The 14,066-nt window shown below is 41.6% G+C and carries 12 protein-coding genes; 3 read left to right on the forward strand and 9 right to left on the reverse strand.

Annotated features, from left to right (window positions below):
- Positions 1–42: 42 nt before the first annotated feature.
- The 7 genes from QJ048_RS14430 to QJ048_RS14460 all read right to left on the reverse strand — a co-directional run bounded on the left by QJ048_RS14430 (position 43) and on the right by QJ048_RS14460 (position 9,646).
- On the reverse strand, positions 43–219 hold the full coding sequence (locus QJ048_RS14430; RefSeq protein ID WP_282335084.1) for a hypothetical protein: 177 nt from the start codon (positions 217–219) through the stop codon (positions 43–45).
- Positions 216–1,085 (reverse strand): TlpA family protein disulfide reductase, encoded by an 870-nt coding sequence (locus QJ048_RS14435; protein ID WP_282335085.1) that lies wholly within the window; start codon positions 1,083–1,085, stop codon positions 216–218. The genes QJ048_RS14430 and QJ048_RS14435 overlap by 4 nt, the downstream gene beginning before the upstream one ends.
- 323 nt (positions 1,086–1,408) lie before the next feature.
- Complete coding sequence (locus QJ048_RS14440) at positions 1,409–2,887, reverse strand: redoxin domain-containing protein (protein WP_282335086.1); 1,479 nt, start codon at positions 2,885–2,887, stop codon at positions 1,409–1,411.
- 23 nt (positions 2,888–2,910) lie between these two features.
- A complete protein-coding gene (locus QJ048_RS14445; protein WP_282335087.1) occupies positions 2,911–4,287 on the reverse strand; it encodes a RagB/SusD family nutrient uptake outer membrane protein in 1,377 nt (458 codons plus the stop codon).
- Positions 4,288–4,299: 12 nt separating this feature from the next.
- On the reverse strand, positions 4,300–7,545 hold the full coding sequence (locus QJ048_RS14450) for a SusC/RagA family TonB-linked outer membrane protein (RefSeq protein WP_282335088.1): 3,246 nt from the start codon (positions 7,543–7,545) through the stop codon (positions 4,300–4,302).
- A 191-nt stretch (positions 7,546–7,736) separates the two neighbouring features.
- Positions 7,737–8,960 (reverse strand): FecR family protein, encoded by a 1,224-nt coding sequence (locus QJ048_RS14455; protein WP_282335089.1) that lies wholly within the window; start codon positions 8,958–8,960, stop codon positions 7,737–7,739.
- Positions 8,961–9,040: 80 nt separating this feature from the next.
- A complete protein-coding gene (locus QJ048_RS14460; protein WP_282335090.1) occupies positions 9,041–9,646 on the reverse strand; it encodes an RNA polymerase sigma factor in 606 nt (201 codons plus the stop codon).
- A gap of 391 nt (positions 9,647–10,037) precedes the next feature.
- Between QJ048_RS14460 and QJ048_RS14465 the strand changes: the two genes are divergently transcribed.
- Both QJ048_RS14465 and QJ048_RS14470 read left to right on the forward strand, forming a co-directional pair.
- Positions 10,038–10,556 (forward strand): STM3941 family protein, encoded by a 519-nt coding sequence (locus QJ048_RS14465; protein WP_282335091.1) that lies wholly within the window; start codon positions 10,038–10,040, stop codon positions 10,554–10,556.
- 54 nt (positions 10,557–10,610) lie between these two features.
- Positions 10,611–11,018 (forward strand): DUF3592 domain-containing protein, encoded by a 408-nt coding sequence (locus QJ048_RS14470; protein ID WP_282335092.1) that lies wholly within the window; start codon positions 10,611–10,613, stop codon positions 11,016–11,018.
- Positions 11,019–11,106: 88 nt separating this feature from the next.
- Here QJ048_RS14470 and QJ048_RS14475 read toward each other — a convergent pair whose 3' ends face one another.
- Positions 11,107–12,129: an LLM class flavin-dependent oxidoreductase gene (locus tag QJ048_RS14475; RefSeq protein WP_282335093.1), complete on the reverse strand. Its 1,023-nt coding sequence runs from the start codon at positions 12,127–12,129 to the stop codon at positions 11,107–11,109.
- 181 nt (positions 12,130–12,310) lie between these two features.
- On the opposite strand from QJ048_RS14475, the gene QJ048_RS14480 reads away from it, so the two are divergent.
- Complete coding sequence (locus tag QJ048_RS14480; RefSeq protein ID WP_282335094.1) at positions 12,311–12,742, forward strand: DUF1801 domain-containing protein; 432 nt, start codon at positions 12,311–12,313, stop codon at positions 12,740–12,742.
- Between the two features lie 110 nt (positions 12,743–12,852).
- Here the strand turns inward: QJ048_RS14480 and QJ048_RS14485 are convergent, their stop codons facing one another.
- Positions 12,853–14,043 carry a chondroitinase-B domain-containing protein gene (locus QJ048_RS14485; protein ID WP_282335096.1) on the reverse strand — a complete coding sequence of 397 codons (1,191 nt, stop codon included), beginning with the start codon at positions 14,041–14,043 and terminating at the stop codon, positions 12,853–12,855.
- Positions 14,044–14,066: the final 23 nt, after the last annotated feature.

The following is a 14,066-nucleotide window of genomic DNA, read 5'->3' on the forward strand; positions in this document are numbered from 1 at the left end:
TTTCAAATAACAAAGTGCCACAACTCCACACTTCTTATGCGTCTATTTAGCCTGATATTTTTTAAGTGTCTCAGAATACTCTTTTATTTTAGCTTCAGGATAACCAGGTTTGCTATTTGCAGCGTCGATAGCAGATTGCTCCGCCACAATGGCTTTTTCTTTTTTCTCTGCCAAACTATAAAACCTCGCAATTTCATCATAGGTAGCCGGAATGTTCATGCTCCAGGGATAATGATCGATCTGAGCCTGCAGAGCATCGGTTGCCAATAAATAAACTGATGCAGGTAGTGACTTTTTTTTTTATCTACTTCGTACCAAACAATATCTGAAACACTTTTCCAGTCCGGAAAATCCACCGTTGCCCATAGGTTTCGTGCGAAAGTAACAGAGGCTTCAGGGTCGGTATGCAGCAAACCGAGGAATTTGAAATGAGGTGTGGCAAATTGTTTTATCAAAGAGGGTTCTTTGGCGAGCGCACTATCAACGACTCTCAACATTTCGTTATAATCTTTTTTTGCTGCCAAATCGTTCAATCGTGGTATCATGTCATTGTCAATTTTAGCGACTCTTTTAGAATTCTTTAGATCTGAGAGCGCCGTGGAAATATCCCATCGACCCGATACAATTTTAGCGAGTGGTGAATCAATGATTGCGGGATGCCCCATCCATGCGATTTTTCCTTGCTGATCTATAACCATAGCGAAAGGAATACCACCCTGCCCTACAGGTGCCAACCAGTTTTTTGCCATGTACTGTTCAGCATCATCTGCGCCAACATTATAGTGCATGGATTGGCCTTTCGGCCCTTTTATAAAACGTCGCAAAGAATCAGCATCCGTTGTATTTCGTTCCTTCACACTTATCGCAAATACGTTTACATTCTTGTCCTTGTATTCAGATGCTACTCTTGACAGATGCGGAATATTCGCGAGACAAGGTCCGCACCACGTGGCCCAAAACTCAACGATAGTAATCTTGCCGCGCTCAACGCCTTTAGTGCTGTCACCTTTAAGCCATGTCGACACTTTAAATGCAGGCGCAGCATCTCCGACGGTTAATGTTGGTGACGATGTTTGCGCTATCACGCTTCCACAAATCAATACCGCGATAGAAAAAATATTTTCTTCATTGAATTGCTTTTCTGAATGTTAAATGGTAAGGTTTAAATTCAATGTCGTTCAGTTATGTTTCTCAATAACGAATGCTTGTAATCCATTCGCAAAGACTGCTTGTCATCCCGACGAAGGAGGGATCTGGGATCCGCATCAGCACGTCGTTTACGCAAACACCCGAATCCCTCCTTCGTCGGGATGACAAGCGACGTGCGTTTATTTTTTTCGTAAAGCCATAACTAAAACGACATTGAATTGAAGGCTACAAATGATAAGTTTAAATTCAACAGTGTTGCTTACTTTGTATTCTTTGCCATGTCAATCATTGTAGCCACTTCTTCTACAGCTGCGTCCATACCACCGCTAAATCCTGTGAACTTGAAGCGTATGTTGCCATTACCATCAATCACAAACTTTGTGGGAATACCGGTAACCTTGTAGCTCGCCACAACCGGATTTGAACCTGCATCATTTTTCAAATCCATCAAAACCTCGAAAGGATAATTGTTTCTGTTTACATAAGCCTTTGCACTGTCTGTTGCATTAGCTTCCTTTTCCCAAGTATGAATGAAAAGGAACTTTACATTCGGATCATTTTTAAATCTTTCAACAGCCATTTTCATTGATGGAAATGAAGCTTTGCAAGGCCCGCACCAGGTTGCCCAAAAATCAAGAACAACGGTCTTACCTTTATAATCTGACAGAGATACCGCGTTTCCGTCAACATCTTTCAATGTAAAATCTTTGGCAGGAACATTTATTATCTGCTTTGATACTTCCTTTCTGATATTCTCTAACAAAAGTTTGTTAACTGATGCGATATATTCCTCATAGCCTTCATTGCTTCCTTTCACTTTTGCATAAAGTGTTTTTAAATCCTTTTTCATTGCAGGCGTTGCCTGTCCGGCCTTAATGGCTTCATCAATGATATCGAAAGCTTCCTTATCTTTTCCCACTTTCATTAATGCGCTTGCATAGTCACTGTTGATGGAACCATTAATGGATTTTGAACTATCGTGTGCTTCTTTCAGCAACGGCAAAGCTTTTTCGTAATCGCCCTGTTGTATATATACGCTGCCCAGGCTTTTGCTATAACCTGCGTAACCTATCGCGGCAAAACCGGCGCCGGGTTCGTTTCGTCTCGTTGTCTTAAACGCATACGCATCCTCTCGGGCTTTTTTGTAAAGTTCTGCTGCTTCTTTTAAGTGTCCGTTTTTTTGCAATAGATTGGCGGTACCGGCCCAGCCCTGACCCTTCCAGGCGGGAGTTGCAATCATATTTGCGTACTCCAATGCCGTCTTTACATTGTCAGCTTCTGCATAAGCAGTGCCCACGCTGAACCTTGCATAGTCGTAACTGATTTGCTGATCTGCCGGAAACTTTTGTGGTGGAAACTTCTTGATCCATGCCATGTACAATTGCTCTTTTTTAACCGGATCTTTCTCTTTGTACACGGTATCCACTTTTTCATTCCTTACCCATATACCAAGCGGAAATTTTTTCTTACCCTCAGTAGCTATTGAATCGGCTACTTTATTCTTTTTCAACTGGTAAAAAAATCGGCTTGCAGTTAACCAGTCAGTTTCTTTATTGCTTTTCAGCAAAGTGTATAATTGATTCTCCAATTCTGCTTTATCAGCTTCGTTTGTTGAATTAGCAAGACGCGTATAATTTTTTATGGTGCTGTCTCCCGTTTGCGCATTGGTTTGCGCAATAGTCTGCTGTGACAATAACACCGTTGTGATTGTCAGGCCGAGAAAAAAATACTTTTTCATTTAAAACGTTTAATTTTTTTTTATTAAAAATAACCAGGGTTATCTTTTAAGTTAGGATTAGCACCCATTGCTTGCGCTGGGATGGGATATAATTGCTGGAACGGCTTCCATGCCGGCTTAATTGGACTCAGCGCTTCAGTTGCCCTGTTTTTTCTTTTTAAGCTGAACCATCTGTCAGAAAATTCTGTAAACAATTCAAACCAACGCTCACGTTCCAGTACCTTTACCAAATCATCTTTTGTAGCAGCAGTTGTATTAGGCAAACCTGCTCTATTACGAACCAAATTCAGATCTGCCTGGGCCTGCGGAATCTTGCTTTCGTTAGCCTCTGCTTCTGCGCGAATTAAATACAACTCAGCCAAACGCAGCATTACCGGGTACTCTGTACCTGCAGTAGTGGAGCGCACTTTGTATTTATATGGGTAATAGTATGTTTTACCAACGTACGTAATCGCCTTTGTCCAATTGACTTTACGCTGATCATTTGCTTCAAATGAATTTGCCAGCGTATCGTATAAAACAAAAGAAGGTGTTGTACTTGCAGGGATAAATTCTGCGCCCATTACCGTTGCAGGAACGGAAGTTCCTGCAAGCGAGATCTGAAAGATTGTTTCCGTGCTGCCGATTAAGAAAACGTTGTTAAGGTTTGTCACCAAACTATACGTTCCACTATTGATCACTTCGCTTGCTTCAGATTCAGCAGCGGCCCAGTTTTGCTGATAAAAATAAACTCTTGCTAAAAATGCAGATACCGCGCTTTTGTTGATTCTTGCTTTTTCTACTGAAGGATATTTGGTTGTTAAAAGCGCCTTCGCATCAGTAAGATCTGTTACAATTTGTTGGTAGACATCGGCTACCGGAGCTCTTGCCAATAAGCCGTTTGTTAATGCATCGGTATTAACGACCAAAGGCACATCGCCAAAGTAATTTACCAGGTAGAAGTAGTGCCATGCTCTCCAAAATTTTGCCTCGCCTACCAGTTGGTTCTTAACGGAAGTTGAAAGTGTTTTGGATGCATTCACTCCTTCTATGGCATAGTTTGCTCTGCCAATTTTTGTGTACATAGCGCCCCAAAAAACATTCGCATCATTTCCCGCTGCCAGCGTATTGTTTTTAAAGTTATCGAAAGATGCATTTGTCAGATAATATCCTTCATCGGCACTCATTGCACCGTACTTGATCGCGTTAAAAACGTTAGAAGAGTTCCCGGTTGCGATACTACTGTATATTCCAAGCACCACAGAGGTTGCCGTACTCGAATCAGCGAAGGCCAATGCTTCATCAACGGCATTTACCGGAGGAGGAATCGTTACGTATTTTTTGCACGAAGTATTAAACAGCAGCATGAATAAGCCACCAGCAATAAGCAGATAATTATATTTTTTTATAGTAAGTCTCATTGTCTTTTTTCTTTAAAGTGTTACGTTAATTCCAGCTGTGATGACACGTAGAGGCGGCATTGCAGTACCTGTCTCAGGATCATACACATATTTGTTCTTGGAGGCCCACCATAGGTTTTGGCCCTGCAGGTACAAACGGAGATTATCCATTTTCCATTTGGAGACTAACTCACGCGGAAACGAATATGAAAGATTTACTGTACGCAAACGCAGGAATGAAGAATTTCCCCACACCGCATCTGATGATGACCATGAGCTATACACAGATGAAGTTGTTGTGTACCTCGGTGTACCACCCACCTTTCCGCCTGTCGTGGTCCAGCGGTCTAACCAATATGTTTGTTGGTTTCCGTTAGACAAAACGCCGGGGGCAGTTGTTGGATAAATATTTCCTTCCTGACCTGTAAACTGAAAGAAAAAGGATAGATCAAAACCTTTATAGCTAAGAACATTGTTCAACCCACCATAATATTTTGGCTGAGTGTAGCCGGCAACGCCTCTGTCGGTACTGAAGCTAGGCGTAAAGGTCAATGTATCTTTGGTTAAGTTCTTGTATAAAGGATTACCGGTTTTGGCATCAACGCCTTCATAGATAAATCTAAATACAGAACTCAACGGCTGACCTATTGTGCTCTTGTTGTAGAAGAAATAACTTGGACTTGCACTTACCAAAATTGTTTTTGGTATGGTGATGTTAAATGAAGTTGTCCATTTAAAATCTTTCGTGGAAATATTGGTGGTGTTCAATTCAAATTCCCATCCTTTGTTACGAATCACTGCATCGAAATTCGACTGGTAAGAATTGAATCCGGCCTGCGCTGATAAATTCAAAAATCCAAGCTGGTCCGGCGTTTTGTTTGTATAGTAATTCGCAGTTAATGCAATCCTGTTTTTAATAAATCCTAACTCAAGGCCAAACTCTGTCTTGTAAGTATTTTGCCAGTGAAGATCGGGGTTGTTTATTTTATCAGGTGCAAGCGCGGTACTGTTTTGATATGTTCCTGAAGAAGTGAAGAATGTGCGGTACATGTAATCCTGGATCTGGTCGTTACCTGTAAGGCCATAGCTTGCTCTTAATTTACCGAAGGATAAAACAGACAAGTCTTTTGCAAAATTTTCATTGGTGAAAATCCAGCCTGCACCAATTGACCAGAAGTTACCAAATTTGTTATCCGGTCCAAAACGTGAAGAGCCATCTCTTCTTAATACTGCATTGATCAGATATTTTGAATCCCAGTCATAGTTTACTCTTCCAAAGATGGACGTGTATCTGTATTGCGTATAACCGTATGATGGAGTACCAACAGTTCCCGCACCGGTGATGCTTCCCAGCAATACCGGCGTAGCGTAATTGTCGCCTGACGTACGCAAAGAAGTATTCAAAGAATTATGAAAGGTACTACCTAACAATGCATTGAATTTGCCCTTGGCAATATTCCTTGTATAAGTAATTTGCGGTTCAAGGATGTAGGAGTTCTGGTTGATATTGGCAAAAGAAGCAGAGTTGGTAACTGCAGTGGTCAGTGGATTTTTCGAAGTTGCAGGGTTCTGCGTGTTCTGATCCAGTTGGATTTTGCTAAATCCAAAAGTTGCCTTTACATCCAGTCCCGGCAAAATGGTATAACGCAAAAGCGTATTGGCCATTAAGCTATTGGTCTTACCCAAATACTTTACAAGCAAATAAGATTCAGGGTTTGTAAAGTTTGCATCCCAGTATATTGAACCATCTGAATTATACAGCGGCATGTTTGGAGGCAGATTATAAAGCGTACTCAAATCCCGTGCTAACAGGTTCGTGTTCTCATATGTATAGTTAACAGAAACATTTGCATTGAATTTTCTATCCAAAGAATTGTGGTCAACATTAAGACGTGAAGAGATGCGCTTGTCATTGTAATCGCCAGGAAATACAGGCGTTTCATAATGGTATCCTGCATTCAACAGAAAGCGTGTTCTCTGATCGCCGCCTGATACAGTTGCCTGCGCATCGCTTATGTCAGCAGTGCCACCAAGATATTTCTTTTGAAAATCGGTGTACGCATTTTGATCCCACAAAAGCAAATCAGGAGCACTTGCAGCATTAGGCGTAATGCCATCATTCGCGTATGCTTCTTTCCGCATTTGCAAATATTGCGGCGTGTTCATCATTGGAATAAAATGCCCAACTTTTCCTTTGCCGGTATATGCATTTACATCGAGTTTTGTTTTTCCCGCTTTACCTTTTTTAGTCGTGATCAACACAACACCGTTAGATCCACGGGTACCGTAAATAGCAGTGGCGTCCGCGTCTTTCAGGATGCTGATGCTTTCGATGTCCGCCGGATTGATTACACTAAACGGGCTTAAACCGCCAGCTGCAGCGAAAGATCCACGACCGTTCAAATCGTTTGTTGTTGGGGTTGAGTTGTCATTAATATTGAACGGTACTCCATCAACCAAATAAAGAGGTTGAGTGCCTGCACCTGTCTGATCAATGGTGTTCACCCCACGAATTTGAATGGTTACACGTGATCCCGGCAAACCGTTGCTTTGTGTTACCAACGCACCTGCAACGCGTCCCTGCAAAGCATTCAAAGGATTGGCAACGGGTTGTTTGGCAATTTCCTCAGCCGTTAAAGTGCTAACCGATCCTGTGTTTTTTCTTTTAGTGGTTGTACCGTAACCAATAACAACGGTTTCTTCCATGCGGCTATCTTCCTGCTTAAGGACCACATTGATAACGGTTTTGTTATTAATTCGAAAACGCTGGCTTACATATCCAACATAGGAGAAAATAATTTCGGCATTTTCCGGAGCACCTTTTATAACATACTCGCCTTTTTGGTTGGTCATTGCTCCCAACGGCGTGCCTGGAATAGTGGCTGACACAGACGGCATCGGCCTTCCCTGCTCGTCTGTAACAGTTCCCCTGATTTCGATGTTTTGCAACTCTTCAGTTGCAATATTTTTTGGCTCCGGATTTTTTTCCTTTTGCTTTACAACGATTGAATTGCCGGCAATGGAGTACGACAATGGCTGGTTCTTAAAACAAATGTCGAGCACCTGTTGGATAGATGCATTTGTCACTTGAATATCCACCTTCCCTACTTGTTTTAAAACTTCATCCTCGTAAAAAAACGTGAAGCCAGTTTGCCTATTGATTTCTTTAAAAATCTTTTGCAATGAAGCTTGCTTCTGGGAAATTGTGACGGTTTGTGCGAAACCACTCGCGTTTACCTGCAAGGTGATAGCAAGTAAAAAAATAGCAGTCAGCTTCATAATTAGCAGTGTTTGAAAAGTGAGCACCCGCCTCTTTGACGGGCGTTTGCAAAGAGCCTTTAATTGCATAACTTTGGTTCGTTTTGGTTAATTAATAGCAGTCCTGAAAGAATTGTATGATTACTCCAAAGCATTTCACAGGGAAGTGGTGCAAACACTTCCTTGTTCTTTTTTGGATCAATCGTAATAGCTTATTGTAAAACTGTAATTTTCCTTCCCTGAATTTGAAATTTAATTCCCGCTCTCCTCATAATATCCAACACTTCTGAAATATTGCTTCCCCTGCCCACGATACCGCTAAACACTCTGTCCTGGTTGTGTCCCTGGAACTCCACTTCAACATCGTACCAGCGCGAAATCTGTTTCATTATCTGATCCAGCCTTGTACTGGTAAACATGAATTGACCATTTTTCCAGGCAACAACTTCCTCAATGTCAACATCTTTATTTACCGATAATTCATTCTTGTTAAGAACTCCCTGTTGCCCCGGTTTTAGCACTGAAGCCTTTTTTAAACTTTGTGATGATACTATTACACTTCCATCTATCAATGTAGTCTTCAGGCTTGGCTCGTCATCATAGGCATTCACATTAAATTGCGTTCCCAGCACACGCACATCCAGATCATTTACACGAACATGAAACGGAAGCTTCGCATTATGTGAAATGTCAAAATAACCTTCACCGCTCAATTCAACGTCTCTCTCTTTCCCTACAAATGCAGTAGGGAATTTTAAAGAGGAAGATGCGTTAAGCCAAACCTTACTGCCATCCGGTAATTCCAGTTGATACTGGCCTCCTTTCGGTGTGGAAATAGTATTGTAAAGAACCTGCCCCGCATTTTGCTGCCCCTCGTAACTGATTTGACCTCCTATCTTTATTACTTTACTGCCTCCCTGTTGTGCCAGCGTGCCATTAGAAGCAGTGTCCAAAACTATTTTACTGCCGTCAGCCAATGTCAAAATCGCCTTATCACCTCCAGGCAAAATATTCTTCTCCGGATTAGTTTGCGGTGTTACCGCTACTTGTTGCTTCTTGTTACTGTAAAGAATTAACAGCGTTGTTGATACCACTAAAATGACAGCAGCAGCAACGGCAGTTCTTGCAATAAATCTTCTTCTGCGGCCAATTCGGGGTAGTTGTTCTTTATCCTCCTCCGAATTGCGCCCCTCTGCCGACTCCAGCACGTTTGACCTCTCCATCATCGAACTGAAAAGTTCATTCCAATGTGCCTGATCCTCTACATTTCTGTTTTCTGCTTTATCCCAAAGAGCTTTTAATGCAGCAAACAGTTCGTCCGAACCATTTGCCGCCTCGTTCACGATCCTCTGCAGTTCTTCCTTTGAGTATGTTTTGTTTACATACTTTTCAATTAAATGCTGCAAATCGTTATTGGGGGTACTTTCGTTTCCCATAGTTAAATATATATACGTGATTACCTACATATAGAAGACGTAAATCCTAATATGTGTTCCCGTTCAAAATGAACTTTTTTTTAATTATTTTTTAAAAGATTGTAAACAACGGTGGTAAAGAGCCAGAAACCAAGCTCTTTGGACAAGTATGACTTAATGAATTGACGGGCCTCAACGATGCTGTTGGCGACTGTTTTCTTGGAGATATTCAAGGTGTCCGCAATTTCTGCGTTGGACAATCCGCTGTCTTTATGAAGGAGAAATATTTTTTTGCGTTGGGGAGATAACAGGTCGATGGCGTCACGAAGTTTGGATTCATATTCATGCATCAACAGGGAATCATCAGCATAATTTCCAGCGGGAATCTGATCATTTTCCCAAATAAGATCTGTCAGGCGTTTATCTTTTGCTGCGGCCCTGAAAAAATCGACACTCTTATTATATGCAGCCCTGAACAGGAAGCCGTCTAAATTCTCAATTTGCACGATCATATCCCTTGCCAGCCACATTTTTAAAAACACATCCATCACAAGCTCTTCCGCCACTTCTTTTGATTTCACTATGCTAAAAAGATAATGAAACAGTTTCGAATGGTAACGGTCAAACAACATTTTAAAAGCCTGTTCTTCGCCCTGCGATGCCCGCTTTTTCAATGCCTGGTCACTAAAATCAGAATCCAAAGTCATAACCTAAAATAGTAAAATTAATTCAATTTCAGCAGGATATGTGAATTTGAAGATTTGAAAATTTGAAAATTTGAAAATGGTTTATGTGCGTTTCGCTAATAAATATACGCTGCATTATTTCATGCTAAATTTTGTTGGACGAACCGCCGTTGTTGGTATCGAAGCTGGCTGGTAGCGAAGGCGTACCAGCAACAGTGCGGATAGGTGTTGGCTAGCCACGCACAAGGGCAGATTTTCACACCAACAGCTAAAGTTTCGGATCGATGGTTTCGTGCAGCTCATATTTCAAGGCATTTTTTGCCGCAAAGATTAGAGATAGTATATTTAATGCAACCAATACTGAAGCAATTTTAAAGAAAAAAAATTTTGTTACCAGTACCCTGTTCATTTTATGAAAATTCAAGCCAACAAAAAAAGAATACCGTTTCTTGCCATTGCCGGCCTTATATTGATCGTGTTATTGGCAATGGCAATGATAAACGTCACAAGTAGCGAAGATGCAAGTACACAACAGCGTTTTTATTTTTATCTATTTTTTATAGTGCCCTGCATTTACTACACGAGTGTATCTGTTATTGACTATTGCAAAACAACATTCAACAGAAAGGCTATGCTTTCGATTGAAGCAGATGGCATCCTGGACAATCTGTCTATATATTCCTGCGGCAAAATTCCCTGGAATGATATCACTGAGGTAAAAGTAAAAAAAGCCTTCAATACAAACTTTCTGCTGATTTACATTCGTAATGCTAATACACTAATCAGCAAACAAAGCAAATGGAAACAACAAACACTGAGAGGATTTCAAAAAAAGTTTGGAACGCCCGTGATAGTTGCCCAAACAAGAATAAAAGACAATGTAGAAAACATTAAAGACATAATGATTGCGCAGCTTCACAAGTGCAATTAATTTTAAACACGTGCTATTTAGTTTACATTTGGCCTAATCCTAACTCGATCTTTTATGAATACCTACATCGCTTTAATAATAGTTGGAACGGTACTGCTGATCGTTTCTTTCGCGTTCACAAAAGATTCTATCTATCTCATCAGGCATGGCGAAAAAACCATTTCCACCATTACCCGCGTCGAAGAAGTAGCGAACAGTAAAAATCACTCTTCCTATTACATTCTATCGTTCACCACGATAAATGGCAAAGAGAAGGAATTCGAATGTCATTTTCCAGCGGCACTGCCAACAACTTACCTGGGCGGCGAAGTTCCAATTGTGTATGATCCTCACAATCCATCAGACATAAAAATACTTACTTACTTTGGGGCGTTTGCACCTGCAATTATAATAGGAGCATTTGCAGCCGGATTTCTTTTTATAGGAATCGGATATTTTGCAGCACAAATAGTATTGAAATGATTGTGTTGAAGTAACGAACCTCATGGTTGTCATTATTTGTTGTAACAAATGATGACAACCATAAAAGCCAAACGCATTTTACGCTAAACTACCTCCAACCCAATGCCGGTGCCACATGCTCTAAAATAGACGATAGCACATGCACATTGTACTTAACGCCTAACGTATTGGGTATCGTCAAAAGCAATGTGTCCGCTTCCTGTATCGCTTCATCCGTAGCTAATTCTTTTATGAGTTGATCAGGTTCTGCGGCATAGCTTCTTCCGAAGATAGCACGCTTGTCCTGTTCAATCATTCCGATGGAATCACTGCTCTTGGCTTGTTGTCCAAAGAGATAACGGTCCTCGTCATTCATCAAAGCGAAAATGGAGCGACTCACCGACACCCGCGGCTCGCGTTGATGACCGGCTTTTTTCCACGCCTCTTTGTACAGCCTGATCTGCTCGGCTTGCTGTATATGAAAAGGCTTACCACTTTCATCGTACTTCAGCGTTGAGCTTTGAAGATGCATGGCATTTTCTGCGGCCCAAACAGCGGTGGCATTTGAAGCTGCTCCCCACCAAATGCGCTCCCGCAATCCTTGCGAGTGTGGTTCTAAGCGAAGCAAGCCCGGAGGGTTGGGAAACATCGGGTATGGATTCGGTTGGGCAAATCCAACACCTTTCAATTTATCCAAAAACTCCATTGCTTTGCGGCGTCCCATATCTGCATCCGTTTCTCCATCCTTCGGTTCGTATCCAAAATAACGCCAGCCATCTATCACCTGTTCAGGCGAACCTCTGCTGATGCCCAATTGTAACCGTCCCTCAGCAATCAGATCAGCAGCGCCGGCATCTTCCACCATATACAGCGGATTTTCGTAGCGCATATCAATGACGCCTGTCCCAATTTCTATTTTGCTCGTTTTGGCGCCAATCGCCGACAGCAAAGGAAACGGAGATGCAAGTTGCGCAGCAAAATGATGTACACGGAAATAAGCGCCGTCCAGGCCTATTTCTTCCGCAGCAACGGCCAGATCAATAGACTGAAGCAATGTATCGCTTGCTGTCCGGGCTTTGTAAGCCGGATGATTGGCCCAATGCCCAAATGATAAGAATCCTATCTTCTTCATAAATATTCAGTCATGGTCCATTTAGACAATGAACTTCTAATTTACATAAAGAGATACAGCTAAATAAAAATTAATTGTAGATCGCTGACTGGCTGCTTACGAATTGTGCTATAGAGTAACGACGAACTTTTATACCTTTAACCCGGATTGTATTCATGAATGTTTGCAAGTACAATTTTATATGAACGTACAAGAACAAATCAAAACATATATTGCCGGCCAACCTGATGCCAAACGTGCAGACATGCAAGCGTTGCACCTCCATATACTCAAGACATTACCAAACTGTAAGCTATGGTTCGACAATGGCAAAAACAGCGAAAATAAAACTGTCGCTAATCCTACTGTAGGGTATGGACTTTTCACCATAAAATATGCTAACGGGACCACCAAAGAGTTTTTTCAAATTGGCATGAGCGGAAACACAACCGGAATTTCTGTTTATATACTTGGCCTAAAAGATAAGTCATACCTGGCCCAAACATTTGGAACAAAGCTAGGCAAGGCGAGTGTGACAGGCTATTGCATTAAGTTCAAAAATTTAAAAGACATAAACCTTGATGTACTTGGGCAAGCAATACAATATGGAGCAGAAGCTTCGCTAAAGGAGTAGCAACACTTGTACCTTATAAGAACATTCATTCTACTTCCCAAAAACGGCTCTGAAATAAAATGGATTTTTAAGCGATCATAAAACCTCTGCCAGATGCCTGACACCCGGATTTAATTATCATTTCTCATTATCTCAGTTTGCGCATCTGTAATGCTGTTATTTTCAATTTTGTTGTTGGCAGGAGACACATCCTGCATGGTTCGTGACGGATATCGTTTTACATCAAACTTACCCGTCCAGTCGGCATTTTTGCTGTCTCCGACTAATATGCCCGTTTGTACATGACTGATCTTGTTATTTGTGATAATACAGTCCGACGCTGCTATGTAAAAACCAATCTCCGTCTTGCCGGTGGCCATGCCATACATCAGCCTTATAGCGGTCTTTACGTTGCTGATCCTATTGTTTGTCACAGTATGATGCGCCCCATTTATCCTGATGCCGCATGCTCCTCCCTCAACAATATTACTGTCTACAATGCAGTCAAATCCGCCTCTCATTACAAGTTCTCCTTCGCAGTTTGTAAGAGAATTATTGATGTACTTATTATCCGAGCTTTTGTTGCTGATCACTTCCGGCTCGCCATTGCATTCTATAAAGCGATTGTCCCTTACAGTTGTAAAGGAACTTATGTTTCCGAGCAAAACAGGATCCTGCCCTACCTGCACACATTCTCCGCCATTAAACACCGGCCATGTAACTTTGGCTTTATTTCTGAACTCATTGTGGTCAATCATCGTGTGAAAAGGTGTAGCTACCTTCGCGACTACTACCTGCACTTCCATGTTATTTACGTTACTGATAAATGAACAATGATCTACTCTATTCGATTCCCCTTTACCAGAGATTACAACAATCGGCATAAACTGACTCATTACTTCATTCTTCTCAAACGAACAACCACTAACGCGACAACCCGTAGAGCCCTCCAGTTGAACGAGTGTTGTAGTTTGACCGGGCGTTCTTGATACCTTGCACTCGCTAAATGTAATGCCCGAAAGCTCGAGATAAGTGCCGGTTATCCTAAATATCGTCTTCATTACAGGCCCGCCAAAGCTAACCTTTCCGCTTGATTCTGCCCGCACGATTACGGGTTTACCTGCCTCTCCCCGACCCGTCAACATACAGTTCCAATCAGCGTATTTCCCATTAGCGATGAGGACTACATCTCCGGGCTTAGCCTTATCCACTGCAGCTTCCAGTTCTGCCGCAGTATGCACGGTAACTGTTATTGCAAAAGTATTTGTAGCAAAAAAGATAAGTAGCAAGCATGTAAATAAACCGCTGAATATTTTCGTCATAATTTCTTTAATAAAAGTTGTCA

The organism is Pinibacter soli, assembly GCF_029961145.1.
GTDB classification, from domain to species: Bacteria; Bacteroidota; Bacteroidia; order Chitinophagales; family Chitinophagaceae; genus Pinibacter; species Pinibacter soli.

Excerpts from the sequence above, each read along its gene's own strand:
- QJ048_RS14440 (WP_282335086.1), bottom strand. The coding sequence starts at position 2,887 with ATGAAAAAGTATTTTTTTCTCGGCCTGACAATCACAACGGTGTTATTG.
- QJ048_RS14475 (WP_282335093.1), bottom strand. The coding sequence starts at position 12,129 with ATGAAGAAGATAGGATTCTTATCATTTGGGCATTGGGCCAATCATCCG.
- QJ048_RS14485 (WP_282335096.1), bottom strand. The coding sequence starts at position 14,043 with ATGACGAAAATATTCAGCGGTTTATTTACATGCTTGCTACTTATCTTT.
- QJ048_RS14465 (WP_282335091.1), top strand. The coding sequence starts at position 10,038 with ATGAAAATTCAAGCCAACAAAAAAAGAATACCGTTTCTTGCCATTGCC.
- QJ048_RS14480 (WP_282335094.1), top strand. The coding sequence starts at position 12,311 with ATGAACGTACAAGAACAAATCAAAACATATATTGCCGGCCAACCTGAT.
- QJ048_RS14445 (WP_282335087.1), bottom strand. The coding sequence starts at position 4,287 with ATGAGACTTACTATAAAAAAATATAATTATCTGCTTATTGCTGGTGGC.
- QJ048_RS14450 (WP_282335088.1), bottom strand. The coding sequence starts at position 7,545 with ATGAAGCTGACTGCTATTTTTTTACTTGCTATCACCTTGCAGGTAAAC.
- QJ048_RS14430 (WP_282335084.1), bottom strand. The coding sequence starts at position 219 with ATGAACATTCCGGCTACCTATGATGAAATTGCGAGGTTTTATAGTTTG.
- QJ048_RS14470 (WP_282335092.1), top strand. The coding sequence starts at position 10,611 with ATGAATACCTACATCGCTTTAATAATAGTTGGAACGGTACTGCTGATC.
- QJ048_RS14460 (WP_282335090.1), bottom strand. The coding sequence starts at position 9,646 with ATGACTTTGGATTCTGATTTTAGTGACCAGGCATTGAAAAAGCGGGCA.
- QJ048_RS14455 (WP_282335089.1), bottom strand. The coding sequence starts at position 8,960 with ATGGGAAACGAAAGTACCCCCAATAACGATTTGCAGCATTTAATTGAA.